This window comes from Paenibacillus sp. 1SOY10 (genome assembly GCF_056836745.1).
Genome location: NZ_JBXENK010000012.1, coordinates 79,693 through 97,961 on the forward strand (window position 1 = coordinate 79,693; position 18,269 = coordinate 97,961).

15 protein-coding genes are annotated in these 18,269 nt (G+C 49.5%); all 15 read left to right on the top strand.

Annotation, left to right across the window (positions count from 1 at the left end; genetic code table 11):
* The 15 genes from AC1VOR_RS20585 (at position 1) to AC1VOR_RS20655 (ending at position 18,263) form a co-directional block, all read left to right on the top strand.
* The gene (locus AC1VOR_RS20585) at positions 1–1,686 is read left to right on the top strand and encodes a DUF6382 domain-containing protein (RefSeq protein ID WP_482620634.1); all 1,686 of its coding nucleotides are present in this window, start codon (positions 1–3) and stop codon (positions 1,684–1,686) included.
* On the top strand, positions 1,670–2,473 hold the full coding sequence (locus AC1VOR_RS20590) for a hypothetical protein (RefSeq protein ID WP_482620635.1): 804 nt from the start codon (positions 1,670–1,672) through the stop codon (positions 2,471–2,473). Before AC1VOR_RS20585 ends, AC1VOR_RS20590 begins: the two co-directional genes overlap by 17 nt.
* On the top strand, positions 2,473–4,146 hold the full coding sequence (locus AC1VOR_RS20595) for a GspE/PulE family protein (RefSeq protein WP_482620636.1): 1,674 nt from the start codon (positions 2,473–2,475) through the stop codon (positions 4,144–4,146). The genes AC1VOR_RS20590 and AC1VOR_RS20595 overlap by 1 nt, the downstream gene beginning before the upstream one ends.
* A gap of 23 nt (positions 4,147–4,169) precedes the next feature.
* The gene (locus tag AC1VOR_RS20600) at positions 4,170–5,381 is read left to right on the top strand and encodes a type II secretion system F family protein (protein WP_482620638.1); all 1,212 of its coding nucleotides are present in this window, start codon (positions 4,170–4,172) and stop codon (positions 5,379–5,381) included.
* A gap of 27 nt (positions 5,382–5,408) precedes the next feature.
* Positions 5,409–5,948 carry a prepilin-type N-terminal cleavage/methylation domain-containing protein gene (locus AC1VOR_RS20605; RefSeq protein WP_482620640.1) on the top strand — a complete coding sequence of 180 codons (540 nt, stop codon included), beginning with the start codon at positions 5,409–5,411 and terminating at the stop codon, positions 5,946–5,948.
* A 23-nt stretch (positions 5,949–5,971) separates the two neighbouring features.
* Complete coding sequence (gene pilM, locus AC1VOR_RS20610; RefSeq protein ID WP_482620642.1) at positions 5,972–6,964, top strand: type IV pilus biogenesis protein PilM; 993 nt, start codon at positions 5,972–5,974, stop codon at positions 6,962–6,964.
* A 2-nt stretch (positions 6,965–6,966) separates the two neighbouring features.
* Positions 6,967–7,602 (top strand): PilN domain-containing protein, encoded by a 636-nt coding sequence (locus tag AC1VOR_RS20615; protein WP_482620644.1) that lies wholly within the window; start codon positions 6,967–6,969, stop codon positions 7,600–7,602.
* Positions 7,599–8,246, top strand: a complete 648-nt coding sequence (gene pilO / locus AC1VOR_RS20620) for a type 4a pilus biogenesis protein PilO (RefSeq protein WP_482620645.1) — start codon at positions 7,599–7,601, stop codon at positions 8,244–8,246. The genes AC1VOR_RS20615 and pilO overlap by 4 nt, the downstream gene beginning before the upstream one ends.
* Before the next feature lie 104 nt (positions 8,247–8,350).
* Positions 8,351–10,843 carry a vWA domain-containing protein gene (locus AC1VOR_RS20625; RefSeq protein ID WP_482620647.1) on the top strand — a complete coding sequence of 831 codons (2,493 nt, stop codon included), beginning with the start codon at positions 8,351–8,353 and terminating at the stop codon, positions 10,841–10,843.
* Positions 10,812–11,447, top strand: a complete 636-nt coding sequence (locus AC1VOR_RS20630) for a type IV pilus modification PilV family protein (RefSeq protein WP_482620649.1) — start codon at positions 10,812–10,814, stop codon at positions 11,445–11,447. Before AC1VOR_RS20625 ends, AC1VOR_RS20630 begins: the two co-directional genes overlap by 32 nt.
* Before the next feature lie 5 nt (positions 11,448–11,452).
* Positions 11,453–12,016, top strand: a complete 564-nt coding sequence (locus AC1VOR_RS20635) for a type II secretion system protein (RefSeq protein ID WP_482620651.1) — start codon at positions 11,453–11,455, stop codon at positions 12,014–12,016.
* Positions 12,017–12,066: 50 nt separating this feature from the next.
* Positions 12,067–13,803 carry a hypothetical protein gene (locus AC1VOR_RS20640; protein ID WP_482620653.1) on the top strand — a complete coding sequence of 579 codons (1,737 nt, stop codon included), beginning with the start codon at positions 12,067–12,069 and terminating at the stop codon, positions 13,801–13,803.
* Positions 13,800–15,095, top strand: coding sequence for a response regulator (locus AC1VOR_RS20645; RefSeq protein ID WP_482620655.1), 1,296 nt, complete (start codon positions 13,800–13,802; stop codon positions 15,093–15,095). Before AC1VOR_RS20640 ends, AC1VOR_RS20645 begins: the two co-directional genes overlap by 4 nt.
* Positions 15,070–15,744 carry a hypothetical protein gene (locus AC1VOR_RS20650; protein WP_482620657.1) on the top strand — a complete coding sequence of 225 codons (675 nt, stop codon included), beginning with the start codon at positions 15,070–15,072 and terminating at the stop codon, positions 15,742–15,744. Before AC1VOR_RS20645 ends, AC1VOR_RS20650 begins: the two co-directional genes overlap by 26 nt.
* A 23-nt stretch (positions 15,745–15,767) precedes the next feature.
* Positions 15,768–18,263 carry a DUF5702 domain-containing protein gene (locus tag AC1VOR_RS20655; protein ID WP_482620659.1) on the top strand — a complete coding sequence of 832 codons (2,496 nt, stop codon included), beginning with the start codon at positions 15,768–15,770 and terminating at the stop codon, positions 18,261–18,263.
* The last annotated feature ends 6 nt before the right edge of the window (positions 18,264–18,269 follow it).

The following is an 18,269-nucleotide window of genomic DNA, read 5'->3' on the forward strand; positions in this document are numbered from 1 at the left end:
TTGGGACAATTGTTTTTTGAATTTATTGAGCAAAACGGCAGTTACCTGGTGTTCTACGATCAGGAAGGAATTCGGGGTGAAGAGCTAAATGCTGTCCAGGTGCGAATGCTGCAGCAATACAGCATTGAGCGGCTGCTCCCCATTGAATTTGAAGAAAAAGATTTGAAACTGAGGCTTCGCTATAATATCAGCGGTACAAAGATGCTATCACAGGTATTGAAATATCGACGTATGAGTATGTCCGAGTATTATGACATCTTGCTCAGAACGGTGCTGATGTTATCAGACTGCAAGAAATATATGCTCGATGAGGACAAGCATGTGCTCCATGAGAATTTCATCTTTGTTGGGGAACAGTTGACGGATATTTACTTTGTCTATCTGCCTACTGAAAATGTAGGGCTGACTGGCTCCGTACCGGAGCGGCTGAAGCAATTGGCGACGACCTTGATTGCTTTTGTGGATGGGATGAATGCGGCGGGGTTCCAAGCTATCTTGCAATATTTTTATACCGAGAGCTTCACCTTGGCGGGGATTCAAGAACTGCTGCATCGTTTAGAACTGCGAACGGATGATGCGCAAGTACAGCCGACGTCAACGCCAAGCTTCGAGCAGGCGGATTCCAGTGTGGGGAAACTGTCAACGGCCATGGAACGCGAAGCGATGCTGTCGCCGGGAAGGCCAAAGGAGCAGCATGAGACAGCAACCCAGAACGCTTCCCATGAAGCAGAGGATCCTTTGCTGCGGGCCCTGGATATCAAGCCCAAGAAGGCTACTAAAAAAAGCAATAAATCGGGTAAAGGACAGAAGCAGGGGGGAGGCAGATGGCTGAAGCCCATCGATCCCAAGCGGGAGCTCCAGCTTCGTAATATCGCCTTGGCAGCCTTGGCCATTGGTGCTGCGCTGGTGCTGAAGGATGTGCTGGAGAAGGGCAATGCTGGCTGGCTTAGTCTATACTGGCTGCTTGTACTACTGGCGGTGGTTTTGCTGGTTCGCTATCAATGGGTCAAGCGCAGGAAGATACCGGCCCCGGTACCGGATTCCGAATCAGGGCCGGCGGCTCCTTCTTCTGGAGGGGCGCATGAAGGCGATGAACATATCAAGGATCAATCGCACAGGGAACGAAGCGTCCCGCAGGTGCCACATCAGCCTGAGCCGGTTCGTATCGTCGGTCCGGAAGTGCCAACGGAAAATTATTATGAAGCTCTGCCTTTGTTCACAAGCATGCTGGGGGATAGCGGCTCCCACAGCACGGGACTACTAGGCTTCGACAACAGCGATTCGGAGGAAGATAAAAAGGCCTTATCCTATTTGGTGGTACGCCGCGAGGGATTGGTAGAACGGATTGCCGTACATAAGGATGTGTTTCGCATCGGCAGTCAGGAGGACGTGGTCCATTATTGCGAAGATGTGGAGGGGGTATCCCGTACTCATCTGGAGATTATCAAGAAATCTGGCAAGAACATCGTCAGGGATTTGGGATCGCGAAATGGAACCTTTCTCAACGGAACCCGTCTCGCACCCTATCGTGAATATCTACTGAATAATGATGACAAGTTACTGATTGCACAAACAGAGTTTCAATTTTTCTACTCTCTAAAGGGAGAGCAGCCTTTTGTCTTCAACGATCATCTACTGGCTGCCTTGACAGATGGAGCAGGAGGATTCGATGAAACGATTATTTAAATTTACGCTACTGATTGCGGTGGTGATGTGGCTCCCAGCTTTAATGAATGATGGAGGGCAGGGGTTGCGAGTGTTGGCCTTTGAAAAATTGTCAGCACAGCCAACTTCACAAGCTATCCCCCCTTCGACAGAGGCAATGTCTCTCTCAGAGAAAGTCAGTCTGGAGAATGATGCGATGCTGCAGTGGGCCAAGGAGCTCGATGAACTTGTCATTCAAGCGGGCAATGTCTTTTCCCTGGATCAATGGTTCAAGGAATTAGCGGATGACGGACAGGCCAAGCCAGCGGATACTGATCTGGAGCAGATCGGTTCCCTCTTGTTACAGACGGGTCTTCAAGCAGGACTGGAGGTTGGCGAGCGTGCCACCCATCCCGTTCTGCCAGCCATGGCCGAGTCAGGGTATGATTTGGAATTCCGCCAAGGGCAACAGGATTTTACACTGCGAAATCCTCATAATTACGAGGTTAGTGGCAAGGTCGAGGTCCATGGAGGGCAGGCATCCTTTCAATGGATGGGGTATGGGCCTTCCTTGTGGAAGAAGAGAGAGATCAAGGTAGAAGTAGAAGAGTTTGCACAGGGAGATCTGAAGGTAGAGGATCATGCCTTGGGGACCAAGAGCAGAACCATTCCAGGTTATCCAGGCCGGCTTGTCCATGTATACGCCGTTTCCGATGACAGCATGGAACTCCTGTATCAAAATTATTATGCGCCACAAGCGAATCTGATCTATGAGCCGAAGCGGTCAAGCGAAGCTACACGGACTGGCGAGAGCGGAGGCAACCCTTGATGCAACTGGGGGAGCTTCTGGTAACCAGCGGGATTATTTCTCAGGCCCAGCTTGAGGAAGCATTGCAGCAGCAACGGGACACGAAGCAACGGCTAGGTGAAATATTCCTGGAGAAGAGCTTTATTACCGAGAAAGTGCTGGCGGAGGTTCTGGAATTTCAATTAGGTTTTCCGCTGGTTCATCTGTACAACATAGACATTGATCCGCAAGCGGTGAAGCTTCTTCCAGAAGAAGCAGCGCGTGAATATGAAGCTATTCCAATCGCTCTGGTAAAGAATAAGCTGCAAATTGCGTTGATTGATCCATTGAACTTCTCGGTCATTGAACAGCTTCAATTGATTACGGGTAAAGAGATTCAACCGTTGCTTGGTTTGCGCTCGGAGGTAGAGCAGGCCCTTAGCAAATTTTACGGCATGCAAGGCGAGTTTGACGAATGGGTGGAGGAAACAGCGGCTGAAGCTGCCCAAGAGCAAGAGGAACCGGATGCACAGAGCAGCGATGCGCCTATTATCAAACTGGTCAATCAAATGATTCATGCCGCAGTCAATCTTAAGGCCAGTGATATTCATATTGAGCCGGATGAGACGAGCGTCAAGATCAGGTACCGGATAGATGGGCAATTGCGTCTGGAGCGTGAGCTACCCAAGAATATGCAAGCCCTGCTGACGACAAGGGTAAAAATTATTGCCAAGCTGAACATCGCGGAGCGGCGCTTGCCCCAGGATGGCAATATCCAATTGCAAATCATGGGCAGAAGAATCGATATTCGGGTATCTACACTGCCCGCTGTGAATGGGGAAAGCATCGTACTCCGTTTGCTGGATCAATCGGCAGGCATTAAAGGGCTGGATGAATTGGGTTTTAGCCCACGTAATTTGCAAATTTTTCAGAAGATGAGTAAGTTGCCTAACGGGATCATCCTGATATCGGGACCAACTGGAAGCGGGAAGACCTCCACCCTGTACTCCATATTGCGTGAAATGAAGGATGAAGAGATCAAGATTATTACCGTTGAAGATCCGGTCGAATACCGGTTCAATGGGATTACGCAGGTGCAGGTGAACACACAGATCGGCATGACGTTTGCTTCCAGCCTTCGGTCCATATTACGTCAGGACCCGAACGTCATTATGGTTGGTGAGATACGTGATCCGGAGACGGCGGCCATCGCGGTTCGGGCTTCATTAACCGGTCATTTGGTGCTGAGCACGATTCATACCAACAATGCGCTAAGCACCATCAATCGTTTGCAGGATATGGGCATAGAGGGTTACTTGATTGCTTCCTCACTTGCTTGCGTGACTGCCCAGCGGCTGGTGCGCAGATTGTGCAGTCATTGTGCGACCAGAACTCCGGCGACGGAAGAGGAGAAGCTACTGCTGGTCTCTCATAGTCTCATCTCTTCCCAAGATGCCCAGCAGCTTCAATTAATGAAGGCAAGGGGATGTGGGGTGTGTGGTCAGACTGGATACCATGGCCGCATTGGTATTCATGAAGTGCTGGCTATTGATGCCGATATTCGTACTGCTATTGTGGAGAACCGGACCCGCGGCGAGTTTGAGCAACTGCTGGAGGGCAAAGCTTTTCGGACGATGATGGTTGATGGTCTGGAGAAGGTGCTCGCGGGACAGACCGATGTACAGGAAGTGTTGAAGGCTGCCTTCAGTGAATGATATCAGAATTGGAGCAGATGCTTATGCCAAGCTTTGTATATGAAGCGGTGAACAAGAAGGGGAAAAGCATTCGCGGTATGTTGTGGGCCCAGAACAAGCAGAAGGCCATCTTGGAGTTGCGCAACGGCGGTTTGATGGTGAAATCGCTGGAAGAAAAGCAGAAATCGGTGTTGGATCTGGAGATTCGACTCGGCAGCAGTATCAGCAAGAAGGAGTTCGTCGTGTTCTGTCGCCAGTTCGCTACGCTGATTCGATCTGGTATTCAGATCGATCAAGCTTTGCGATTGCTCGCTAATCAGACGAAGAGCAGGCTGATGAAGCGAGCCTTGTCTGAAGTGCTGGATCATCTGCGCGCAGGGCTTCAGCTCTCGGATGCCTTAGCCAAACGTCCCAAGGATTTTCCATCCATGTTTATCAACATGGTGGCCTCTGGAGAAGTGGGTGGCAATCTGGACGACATTCTCGATCATATGGCCAATCACTATGAGAAGGACAGCAAGTCGTTAGCCAAGGTGCGCTCTGCGTTAACGTATCCCTGTATCGTGCTTGTTATAGCCGCGGGTGTCGTGGTCTTCCTGCTCCGCAGCATTGTGCCCACCTTTGAGGAACTCTTCGCCGAGCAAGGAGCAGACCTTCCGGTCATCACCAAATCTGTCGTAGCTGTAAGCAACATGCTGGGAACCTACTGGTATGGGGTACTTGCCCTGCTGATTGTTCCAGTGGTGTTGTTCCGGGCGGTCATTGCGACAAAAACAGGCCGTTATTGGCTGGATTCCCTGAAATACCGAATTCCGCTGTTCGGCTCGCTACTGAAGAAGTCGACACTGGCCCGTATGGCTCGAACGATGTCCGCTTTATTCTACGGAGGGATTCCGATTACACAGATTCTGTCTGTATCGGAGAAAGTGGTGCAGAATGAAGCGGCGGCCCGGGTGCTTCAGCGGACAAGGGAGAAGATGATGCAAGGGAAGCAGATGTCCGAGCCTTTCCGTGAAAGCGGGTTTTTCCCTGATCTGTTCAATCAGGTTGTGCAGGTGGGGGAGGAAACGGGACAGATGGATGTCATGCTGTCCAAGGTGGCCGACTACTATGAATCGGATGTGGAGCGTGCCATCGAGCAAATCAAGACGCTGATTGAACCGGCGATGATGATGGTATTGACGGCCGTGGTAGGGGTAATCGTAGCAGCAATTATTACCCCGATGTTCTCGCTGTATGAGCAAATCATCAAATAACCAACTATATGAATAGGAGTGCTATTAATGGAAGCTGTAACTTTGACGCAAGGAAAGTCCGTTGCTATCAAGCGATTTCGTCCGTTAAAAAACCAAAAAGGCCTGACTCTCATCGAATTGCTGGCCATTGTCGTTATTCTAGGCATTATCGCGCTCATCGCTATTCCATCCATTGGCGGGATCATTAATAACACCAAGAAAAATGCCCACCGGGCCAACGCGCAAATCATCGTGGACGCGGCAAGATATAAGCTGATTACGGAAGGGTTCAAGCCTGATTCAGGAGCGACAACTCAAGATATAACGTATGCGCAATTGCGGGATGAAGGCTATTTAGAGAAGAAGATCAAAGACCCGCAGGAACCAACCAAGGAATATGCAGATGCGACTGCTGTAAGAATTGGGCAGCAAACAGGCTCGCTTAGTTATACCTATGACATTAACTTGCTACGCAAGGGGGCGAGTGACACCGCGACGATTAGGGTTTTTGCCGAGGTTGCCACAGAAATTCGCTATGCTGGTTATGTCCCGGAGGAACAGATCAGAGATATAGGATTTGCTAATTAAGAGTTACCAGGGAGGTCCCTATCATGTTTGCACTCAAACGTCCCAGACATGCCTGCGGTCTGTACATTACCGATACCCTCATCAAGTTGGTCAAGCTGAAGGGCAATAACAATAGCCTGACGATTCAGCATTGCTCTGAGCTGCCGCTTGAAGAGGGTATCGTATCCAAGGGGACGATCTACCAGGCAGAGGAACTGGCGGCTCAGATTGAACGATTGGCTGTGAACTCCGGAACGAAGGGGGAGAAGGTGCATATCTCCGTCCCCATAGGCAAGAGTATTTTACGGCGCTTAACGTTGCCGGCTGCTCGTGATGAAGAGATGCGGAAGCAAGTCGATGTTGAAATTCATTCCTGGCAGTTCCTGCCCTTTGAGGACTTCTTGTTCGATTATGTCGCTTTAGGGCCCCCATACCTACCGGAGGCAGGAGCGGATGGACAACGCAAGCGAAAGGGCAAGGAGCAGGATGTTCTGGTGTTCGTGACTTCCGGGGAGATCGTGCAGCAGCATGTTGATGTGGTCAAGCAGGCCGGTCTCCTGCCTGCATCGGTCGAACTGGCACCGCTGGCTTTGCAGCGAATGCTGTACAACATGGATCAGTATGGGTTGCATGGGCTAAGCCCACTGTACGCGATCCTTCATGTGGAGGCCGACGAGGTGAATTTGTCCATTTTTGCCGAGGGCGTTCCTGTATTCATGCGGTCCATTCAGACCCATCATGCTGAAGGCGAGCTTGAAATGGAGAAATATTACTTGAATCATACGACACAGATGCTTGCCGCTGAAATTGTGCGCATGATTAATTATTACGTCTATTCGGTATCGGAGCAGCAGGAGAACGTTAGTACCATCTATTTGGCTGGGGATTTGCGAAAAGTGCAGATGGTGGCGGAATTTCTTGAGAAATCTTTCAAAGGGAAGATTGAGCAATTACCGTTACAACTGCTGATTCAGCAGGCGGAAGATACTCCCTACGATTATATTGTTCCGATCGGACTGGCCATGAAAGGGGCATAGACATGGGGAGTTTGGAACGTGAGAACAAGCCCATAGAGATTAACTTTATACGAAGCCAATCCGGCATAAGTATTCTAAGAAAGCGAGTGCAGAAGTGGGCGATGGCCACGGCATCCACGATGATCTTGTTGCTGCTGGCCTGGTTATGGTTAAGTGCGATGATTCAAACTAGCCAAATCAATGGAGAACTGGATCGCATCCAACTACGAATCTCGGAATTACAGGCGCCCACTCAATTGTCCAAGCAACCTTCGGTCCAGCAAATTCAGCAATTAGCCGAGCAGCTTAAGCATAATGAACCGGATCGTGTTGCATTATTGGAAAAGTTCACTCAGATTTTGCCCGAGCTTGTAAATGTACAAAACCTGACGATGGAAGGGACATCCGCAATAAAGCTGACGGCCTTGTATGCAACCACAGGGGAACTTGCTCAGTTTGTTCAATCCCTGCGAGCATCGGAACATTTTACGGTTGCTGAGTTGGGTGATGTCGAGAAGGTAGGCCTTCTTGTCTCTGACCCAGGCCAGAGTGGAGCATCGCACAATGTGGAACCCCCCTTAAGAACGACGCTGGTTATACAAGTGGTAAGCTCGCCCGAGTCAGGCACAGAGCAGGGAGAAGGTGACGCAGCGCCATGACATTTTTGGCAGATACGCAAGTGCGAAAGGCATTCACTATTGGTTGCGCGATTTTCTTGCTGCTAGTTGCTTATTTCTATTTGGTTCGACCTTCCCAAGTGGAACGTGAGGTGGCTTCGCAGATGTTACTTCGCAAGCAGCAGGAATATCAGTTGCTCCTGAGTAACAGCAGCAATTTTAAGGAAGAGGCTGCCAAGGGGAGCTATGAATTAGCGTTAATTCGCCAGATCGTTCCGGAGCAGGCATATACAGATCAAATGCTGGAGCAGATGAAACGGTTGGAAACGGTGAGTGGCGTTCAGATGAAGGGCTACCAGTTCGGAATAGCTGATCAGCAGGCAGGAGAGGTAGGGGCAGGCTTACGCAAGGTGACGATGACGACAAGCCTGAACGGTACTTATGATCAATTTGTTCGCTTGTTGGAAGAAATTCATGGATCGACACGTCTATTGACCCTGGACAAGCTGGAGTTAAGCGTGGTGCAAGAAAATGCAGATATTCTCAAGAAAAATGTGAAAGATCCCAGGATCGCCTGTCAACTGATCATTGCTGCTTATTATGCACCGGAACTGGCGAGCTTCGGGCAATTCCCCAAGCCAGCAGCGCCACAGGAAGTACCCGGAAGAAGACAGTTGCTTTACTGAGTTTTCTCGAACAGCTTCGTTCTAGGAAGCAGACTTTTTGAACAACCCCTATAAGGTTACAAGATTGGGGATTCCAAAATGATGGCGGAGGGAGTGTGTGGATTGTGAGAAGAAGAACGGCGGCCCTGACGTTGTTACTGGTCCTGCTAACGGTTTCTTTATTTCCGGGGCAGAGCATGACTGCGGCGGGTTCGCCTCAAATGGAAGGGAGTGTATCTGCGAGCAAGACGGATATATTCGTAGGCGAGCAGTTTACGCTAACTTACACAATTCGGCCTACCGAATCGGCAAATTTTAAATTCCCCAAGATTGTCCAGCCGATTCCTTATGGCTTCGCGATTGTCTCTCATCAGGGCGATGTGTTCAATAATGAGGTTGAAATCAAGTACAACGAGTTAAGAATATCCTTTACCGAATATCCTTATGGATCAGGCAGGGATACCAAACGCGCGACTGTAACGCTGGTATATAAGGGCAAGCCGGCTCGTCATCAGCTAGGCCAAGCGAAGCTGGAGTATACCGTTAATGAGGACTGGAGTACACGGAATCCAAGAAATCTGAATGCACCGGCCCTAAGTTTCAAGAACCGGGTAGAGGGTCCTTCTACACGTATGACGGATCCACAACTGAATGGTACCTTGGCGGCCCCTACGTCCACGGTCTACATTGGTGACCCGTTTACCCTGGAATATTCACTCACACCCAATATAGAGATCGAACGGCGGGATCAATCGGACTACATTATATTATGGGATATCTCCAAGAGTATGGAGCGAGATGCACCAAATGCCCCTGGAGGGGATCGTCCGCAACGCCTCGATGCAGCTAGGTATGGCATCAGGGCATTTATCCAGCAATTAAGGCAGTTGTACCCCGATGACCAGCAAGAAAACTATTATGGAATAACCAAAGTTAGTAATGAGACTAATGCGAAATCGGGCTTGAGAGAAAATCAATTTGTCAGCAGTTGGACTAAGAGCAAACCTCTGACAAAGCGAACGGGGCCTCAGGTAGGTAAAGCACCCCGTGTGACGTTCATTCCGTTCTCCGAGCATATTGTGTACGAGCATATTATTGAGCGGACCAATGATTATTCTTTCTTGATTGAGAAGGCGGATTCGCTTCATGTGACGGGAACACATACCGATGTCACGCGCGTACTTCATGAGACGATGGATTACGTATTATACGAGCGCGAGCATGGAGATCCCAACTATGAACCGGCGGTGATTCTGATTACCGACGGGGGCTTCGATACGTATACACGTATCTTTAATGAGAAATATGAAGCCCGCTATTCTACCGACTCCAAGACGGCAGGAGAGATCACGAAGGCGGTGGAGGCCACCTATGACTTTGATAATTTGTATCTTGCCATGGGCATTCCCCTGCATCTCATTCGCCTGGATGACCCGGCCAATCAAGAGATGAACTACCGGGAGGGCTTAAAGGCGCTGGAGAATATCGTGCAAAAAAGTGGCGGACAACGCTATCTATCCATGTATCGCAGTGACCGCTCTTATGGGGGCGTGAACTATACGGGTACTGAGGCTGCATTTGCTGACCTCGTTAGACGAACCGAAGCCAAGAGAAAGCCTTGGGGAGATTACCGAAATATCGTCATTAACCAGCCGCTCCCCGCAGGGTACCAATTGGCGGAGGCACCCAAGGGCGTGAGTTTATCAGGCGGCACGCTGCGAATACCTATCGACAACTTTATTTATAACAGTGGCAAGCTTACCTTGAAGAACAACATCCGGCTTATCTACACCGGGCTGCCTGGAACTTATCGACTAGCTGATGCTACCACCAGCTTCCAGGCGAACGGGACTAACCGGACGGCGGTGATTGCAGGCAAGAGCATCTTGTTCAAGTCCAAAAATCCGCCAAAGGTGGAGGTGACCGTGCCTGATGATGATCAATCTGATGTAGTGACAGGGGCCAACTTTATTATTGTTCGGGGAAAAGAGCCGGCATTCTCAATCAAGGCTTCCAGACAGGAGTCCTATGATGACCTTATTGAGCAGATTGAATACGGATTTGCGCAAGAGCCGGGCAAGGAAATACGCTTCGAGACAAAGCGAATTAACCCGGAACGGGATGGTGCCAATTATACCCTTGCTTTTAATAACGGAGGAGGCAGTGCAAGCCATCGCTTTGAGCAATACGGCTGGTATCAAATGGTGATCAAAGTAACCAATACGGGTGGACTATCTACTACAAAAGAGATGTATATCCTGGTGTTGCCGGAACTGGACTTCGAGATTGAGGTCGATCAGCCCGCTGCAACGGTGTCTTACAAACCGGTTATTGCCATGCTGCGCTGGGGAGATCCTGAGCTAAGAATCCCCATTGCCTCCAAGTTCGGCATGCCGGGAATGACGACCCTAGTGGAATATTCACTGGCAGGCGAGCCCTGGAAGCCGGCTGTGTTTGACAAGATTCATATCATGCGTCAATCCGCAAGCACACAATACATCACGGTCAGAATTGTCCAGACCTTCAATAGCGGGGCCGCAGCACCGTTTAACGGCATCACCTTCCAGTCGGATCAAAGGAAAAACTATGCCATCAATTACGATCAGAAAAAATACTAGCTCCAAGCGTCCGGCTGCGGCTCCGGGGAGAAATGAGCATGGATTTACTTTAATCGAAATCCTGGTGGCCGTCACGATATTGTCTATTGTGTCGCTTGCCTTCATGGGGTACTTCGTCACTGCGATGGAGCGCTCGGCCGACAATAACCACCGAACTATCGCCGCTAATCTGGCCCGGCTGAAGGCGGAGGAATTGAAGGAAGCCTTCCGGCAACCTCTCCCGACAGGAGGCAGATATGAGACTTATTACGCTCAATTAGTAGAAGAGATGCCTCCCGGAGCCTATGCCCTGATTATGTCGGCAGATGCGAATGCCGGACAAGGAGTGGCTGGCATGTTCAAGGGAATGCTTGATCCCCATCTTCCGATTGATGAGGCAGGCGGATCCGTTCACTCGACTCTGTATCGGTATCAAGTGGAGATCAGTAACAGATCTGATGAACGGTTGCAGCAACTCAATGCAGCTAATCAGTTTTTGTTCCCGTTACGTATGGAAGAGTCATTGTTGCGGATGGTGGTGACGGTTTTTTGGCAGACCGCAGAAGACGGAAGTCCGGTAGCAACCAAGTCCGTATCCCTGGATACGTACCTCATTGGGAGATGAAGTTAGTGACGAGATTGAAGCGACTTAACAATCAGAAGGGCCTGTCGATTCTGGAAGTGCTGACAGCCATCTTCATTTTCTCCATGGTAGTGTCCATTGCCTATTCCATGTTATTCATGGCGTTGTCCATTTATAAGAGCGTACTAATTGAAGGCGAGATGCGCAGTAAAGGAGAAGCCTTGTTCAGCGAGCTGATCATGGAGCTAAAGGATGCCATTTATGTGGAGAATGTGCCTGCAGATCCTGGTTCGGGAGAACGGTTATCTATTGCTTACATTAAGCGTTCTGCTGACCCAGAGGTATATTTGGAACAGTATCGGATGACTATGATTCCCGATCAAGGCGATGGCAGAAGCGTTATTGAGGTAATAGATATGCAATCGGGAGACCTGACCAGAACGTTTGATTTGGGGCACCGCTTCCGTATCCGGGAAGGACGTTTGGAGGCTGTGGGTAATCAAGATGCCGTCCATTTACTTGTGTTATATGGGCACCGTAATGTCACGGAAAAGGAGGAGCAGAAGGAAATGAAAATTGATTCACGTATCCCGCTGCTGCGAGCCAATTGATGCACAGGAACACTAGACCCCGAATACTAGCTTCAGAGAAGGGCTCTGCCTTGTTAATTACGCTCTTGGTCGTCACCTTGTTCATCATTCTCGGTGTTGTGTTGCTTGGTGTGGTAAGCCAGGGCGTTAAATCCAGCGCGGCTGGCGAAGCCAGAATTATTGCTGAATCCCTGGCGCAGAAGGGATTGGACGAAGCCACCGTAGCCCTTCGCGAAGTCGTATCCAGCGCCAATCGGACGGAGCCCAATTATCGGCAGCGGACCGAACTGCTGGAGCAGAACCTGCTGGGCATGAACGGAATAAACAGCCTGCTATCTACGCTGGAAGGGACATATCCTGGAGCAGAGCCGCGCGAGAGTTACGAGATTAAAATTGTCAGTGACCCGATAGCGGATTTGAAGTCAACGCCGACAGGCCGAGTAAGCGTTGAGCCAGATTATCCTTATGTACGTAAAGTGACAGTGTATTCCACGGGTAAGGTGGATATGATGCCAACCGTCAGTGTAGCCAAGAGCCGCGTCATGTATGTGAACTCTATCAACCAGGTTATGCGGTATGCAGTATCGGCCAATATGGAAGACCGGGAAGGCAGCCCGCCTGCGCTGACCATGAATGGAGCTGTTTTTACCATAGGCGATATGTTTGTGCAAGGCGATGTACAGCTGGGGGATCAGGCCACCTTTCTGAAGGAACCGGGTCAAACGGGACAGGTAGCCACCACTTTACCGGCCTTAAGAGGATTCTATAATGCAACGGGTCGTTTGATTAACTCATCGGGCCAGACCTTTGACGCACGGTCCCTGCCCGTTCGGGACACTTCGCTTGAACAAGCTGAGCGGGTAGAGGTAAATCAAGCGGTGGAGGCTGTTATGAGTCGCTATACTGACGCTTGCGCTCTGTGTCAGGTGCCACCGGAGCCTGTGGAATGGCCGGAATGGATCTTGGCCGATGCCGAGCAGGAGGGCTGGAGGCATTATGATCAGGTGTGGGCGCAGATTAGTGGTAGTTCGCTAATCAGGCCGCCGACTGGAGCAAGGCCAGCAGATATATTACTGACCAACAGCCTGCTTAGCATGGAGCCAGGCTCTGAGTTAACCGTGCAAGGGGGCTCGCTGACCGTGGATTACCAGGACCCGGATTTGGTCGTTGCTGACCTTCAAGGGACGGTACGACTGGATGAAGGACAAGTTCTTGCCATTAACGGAAACGCGGTAATTGGAGACGGATTCCGCCTGGAAGGGGGGCAACTGTTTATACGTGGGGATTTGAAGGTGTATGGCGCAGTCAAATTGTTTGGCACGGTGTATGTGGATGGGAATGTGGAGCTCCGGGATATAAGTTCAATGAATAGGGGATGCTCGGAACCGTCCGAAGGAACATGTCGACCATTGATTATTGCAGCCTCCGGGTCTATTGAGATTGGAGAATATATCCACGATAACGCAGACACAGAGATTGCTGCTTATCTCTATGCGAACGGAGCCATCAAGCTGTATGGTGTGTATTCGCGGCTTCGACTGGTAGGAGGAATACATGCCGACCAGGGTCTGGAGCTTAATGCCGTATTGGGTGAACTAACTCCGCTCCCAGGTGTCGCAGAATCAGAGCCGGTATGGAGCCGCTATGCGATACGTGCCCAGACAGGTCTTGCACCGGAGAGTTCCCGGCTGCGCATCACCCATGATATCAATCTGTATGAGACCCCGCCTGCCGGGATTCCCCTTGCCAAGCAATTCAATCTTTATATTAGCCGTACGGCTTATGAAAGTGGACAGGAGGCACTATGACAAGTTATAAATTTGCCCTAATTGATGATTCCAAGTTTACAAGGCAGTTGTTAAAAGAATTATTGCTCAAGCAAGGCCATAAGGTGGTGGCTGAGCTTGACCTGAATGGGGAAGCTATTCAGCGGTGCTGGGAGCTTGATGTAGATATGATCTTTCTGAGCATGTCCTCATCGGAGGAAGAGGGGATTCGCCTGCTCCGTGATCTGCTTGCTGCTGGATTGGATGCTCCGATGGTGGTTATTTGTTCCGGTGCTCAGCAAGAGCTAATTGTGTCTGCTGTTCGATTGGGGGCCAAGGGGTATTTGCTCAAACCATTTCATGCTGAGGATGTACGCGAATGTATAGACAAGCATGTTGTGGAGCGGGACACACAGCAAGCTTCATGGAGGGCGGATGCTCCTGCTGCCCCAGAGCAAGAAGAGCATAAGGAGGAGCCAGTTTATCAGGATTGGCCAATTACAGAGAATGTAGAAGAAGTACCTTATGTGGAACCGCCTGTTGTCAAGCCCATACAGGATATCCCTTTTTCCGTAGAACTGGAGTCACCGCAAAGGCTGTCAGAAGCCATTCATATGGATAATGGTATTTACTTCACGCGTAAGGAGCTTGAACGGCGTGCCTTGACAGAGATGGATCATTCCTCGGCAGATCAATTCACCCAAGTTGCCGTTATGGAACGGGAGGAAGCTGAGGAGGAGCTTGTAGGCTGGGAAAAGGAGATTTTGATTTTGGATCAGCCGGAAGTGAAGGAACAGTCAGGTCATGAGGTGCTAGCCGAATTAACATCTATTAAAGAGCAGGAGGAAGAAGTTATGAGAGAAGCATTGCATGCGGTGGAAGATGTAAAGGTGGAGGAACACGATTTCAAGAACACGGGAGAGATTGACCGGGGATTGGAGAAAATGGCCCGGATGTTTGAACAGATGCAGACCATGATGGCCCAGATGCCAGCTCCGGTAGCGGCGGCCCAGGAGGCAGCAACCTCTCGGGCTGCAATAGACGAGGCTCCCGCACAGAACGATCGTTTAGTTCCCGGAATTCTTCGGACCCATCCAGAGCAGGAGGTGCAAATTCGCAAGCGTATGACCAAAACACATATGTGTAACTGGAATGAAGATATTGACGGGGAGACCAAGCAATATTTAGTAGTATGTACCGAAGGGGAGAACAAGCTGAATATTGAAATGGGTAGCCTGAATAAGAAGCAGACCCTTACCTTTACCTTGGAAGGCTTCTTCGAACTTGTAGGCTGGCTGGAGGAGACTGTTGGACGCAGCGCAAAACGCAAATAAGGTTCATCGTGCAATGAATAGCGGCGGAGTCCGGCGATGGATGCAAGGAGAGAAAGGTACGTTTACCATCGAAGCTTCATTGATCTTTCCGATTTTGTTGCTTGCGAATGTAGCTTTTCTGGTATTTGCTCTCTACGTGTATCAGTTGGTTACGCTGCATATTCACGCGGCAGTCGCTGCTGAACGAATTGTGACGTATTGGCATGTAAGCCCCGCTGAGGGGCGATTACCTCTCTATTGGCGAATTCTGGACAACGGCAGCACCGAGGTGTCCATTCCTAAAACGGGCCATGCCAACTTCAAGGGCGGAAGTATCCAGGAGCAGAAGATTGCTCGGGGCGTCCGCGGGATACCAGAAGGCATGTCCGGCACGGTAGAGTTTCAGAATAAGGTGATCCGCCAGTTTGTGGTGGTCAAGCTGGAGCATCCCATCAAAGTATCACCGTTCGTTACTTTCTTTCTGCCGGACTTCCAAAGCGATGGCAAGTTACAAGCGAAAGCAACGTCGGAAGTGATGGATTCCACGGAATTTGCCAGGTATATCGATTTCGCCTTTGGCTATGCGCTGAAAACGGATAAAAATTCGATTTCCGCCACGACTGGAGCCTATAAGAAAATTTTTGACTCTATTCTATCATTTATCAAGTAGGCGACCCTAGGGAAGGGATGGGCATGAGAAAATTTTGGAAGAATAAAAAGGGCTCCGTGTCTCTATTTCTACTCATGATTTTGACGGCAATCTTCTTTTTTGATGCTGTATTGATTGATTATGCAAGAATGATGGCGGCCCACTTGCAGACGGAGCGCGCGCTGGCCGCCGCCAATCGCTCCATTCTGTCCAATTATGATCGTGAACTTCAAGAGAAATACGGTATTTACGGCACAAATATATTTAAAGACGCTAATCTGGAAGCCATGCTGAAGGATGTTGTAGAGCGTAACGTAACGGTGCCAGAGGGCAGTGAGACGGACTTCCTCAATGTACTATTGGAAGACACGTCATTTAACGGCAATGAGGATGTATCCCTTACTTTGGCGGATCGTAATGTATTTACGATGCAGGTGCTCGACGATATGAAATACAAGGGGCCTATTGAATTTTCACTAGCCATGCTGGACCCGTTAAGCGAGATGGCCCAGAAGCTAAAGTCCAACTCCTCTGAAACCAAAGCCATTGATCGTATGGAGAAGGATAATGAGACGATTCAGAAAGCCATAGATAGCTTGAAGCTGGGACTGGACGACATCAATAAGAAATATAATGACAGCTCATTGACGCCACAGTTTATTTCCTATGCCATGTCCAAGGGCTTTCGCATGAATTACACGACCAAGTTGCCTATCGCGCCTATTGTTACGTATGTACTGATGTATTTGCGAGCAGACATCTACAGACAGTATCTGGATTTGGTCAATAAGGCGGAGACGGATAATTTGGCGGAGGTGGCGCAAGACCCGGGTCTTAAAGAAAGTGTTAATACGTATTTGGGCATGTATATCATCGCCAAGAACTGGATTGAGGCTTCTGCAACTTCCTACGGGGATATTCATAGCAAATTAAAAAGCTTGACGGCAGCACAATCAGATTTGGATAAGGCCATTGCCGCCTCCAAGCGGATTGATGAGCACAATAACGGCGGTGATCCATACAATACCCGCCAGAATGAAGGTAATTATGACAATGTATCGCAAGCGGCAGAGGCACGCCAAAAGGATACCAAGTCGATTGTTGGGGACAAGCTCAAGGCTGGTTTTTTTGGGTCATGCAGCCCTTGTGGGCAGATGGTCAAGGAAGCGCAGGACAAGCTGAATAAGTTAAAGGATAAGAAGAAAAATGAAGCAGCCAGTGGCGGGGGCGGCCCTTCCCAGCTAACGAAGGATCTGGAATTAATTAAGAAGGGACTTAAGGATGCAGAAACAGCGATGTCTAATCTGAAGACCAGAGCTGATGAATGGAAGGCGCCGATCGTTGATGGTGGTAAGCCAGTCAGGGAGGATCAGGAGCCATTTAACTTCTCCGGGTCCAAGGAGATGCTGGAGACGGCCAAGAAGGATATAGAGAAGAAAATTGCTACCCTCTTACAGGCGTCTAATCCGGGCGACTTTACTGTGGAGAATTCCCCGGCAGATACCTTTGATGCCCAGAAGTTGAAGGATTACGTATCATTCATGCAGTTAATTGGCTTCTCTCAAGGATTTGAGAATAGTATGAGCCTGGTGAAGGATACCATTGATAAGCTGAAGCGAGAGAGTGATGAAGCCCGGAAGGAAAGAGCGGAAATTATGGGCCTGTTTAATAGCGTAAGCAACTGCTTTGACGATATTTTCAATCTGGGTCAATTCGCCTCCACTACAGCCAACTATCAATCCTATGTGGAGAAATATAACAAGATGGCGGGCTACCATGACAAATTTGCTTCAGCCTCCAGCGATGTCAGTCTGAAGGAAATCGGGATGGGAGAAGATCCGGTCGATGCGGCCAAGGGCGGCGGTGATATGCTTGACGAGAAGATGGTCTCCTTGGCTGCCAATCTGGACAGCGGAGATAACTTGTTGATTAATGAGTATACCTTGCTGCGCATGAAGACAGGAGACATTAGTAAAACGGATTACGCGGTGTATAATTTGCTGTTTGATGAAGAGGTCGAGTATGTCATTCAGGGTAGCCATACACCGGGAGATAACTACAAGGCAGTTATGGCCTACACCTACCTGATGCGTTTGGGGCTTAATTTTGCCCATATGGTGGTGGCCAAGGAATATGCGCCGATTCGGGCCATTCCGTTTGGGATCGGTTATATTATTTTGCTGGTGCTGGCTATATTCGACTCCTTTATGGATATGGCATGCCTGAAGAAGGGAGAACGTATCCCCTTGTATAAGGGATTTCCTGAATTGGGCTGGAAGTATAAGGACTATTTGAGGTTCTTCTTGGGTACCCAGAGCAATGCAGAAGAGAAAATTAACCGGCTGCAATCCATTATCCAGATTAAGGACCCTCGTTATGATCTCTATACCAAATATACGCGAATTGATACCAAGGTGGATGTGTCTATGCGATTATGGTTTTTGCCCCAGGTATTTAAATGGGTGGATTATGGAGGAGATACCTCTCAGGTGAATGGGAATCGCTATAAATTCAGCAAATCTATGCAGCTAAGTTATTAAGCAGGT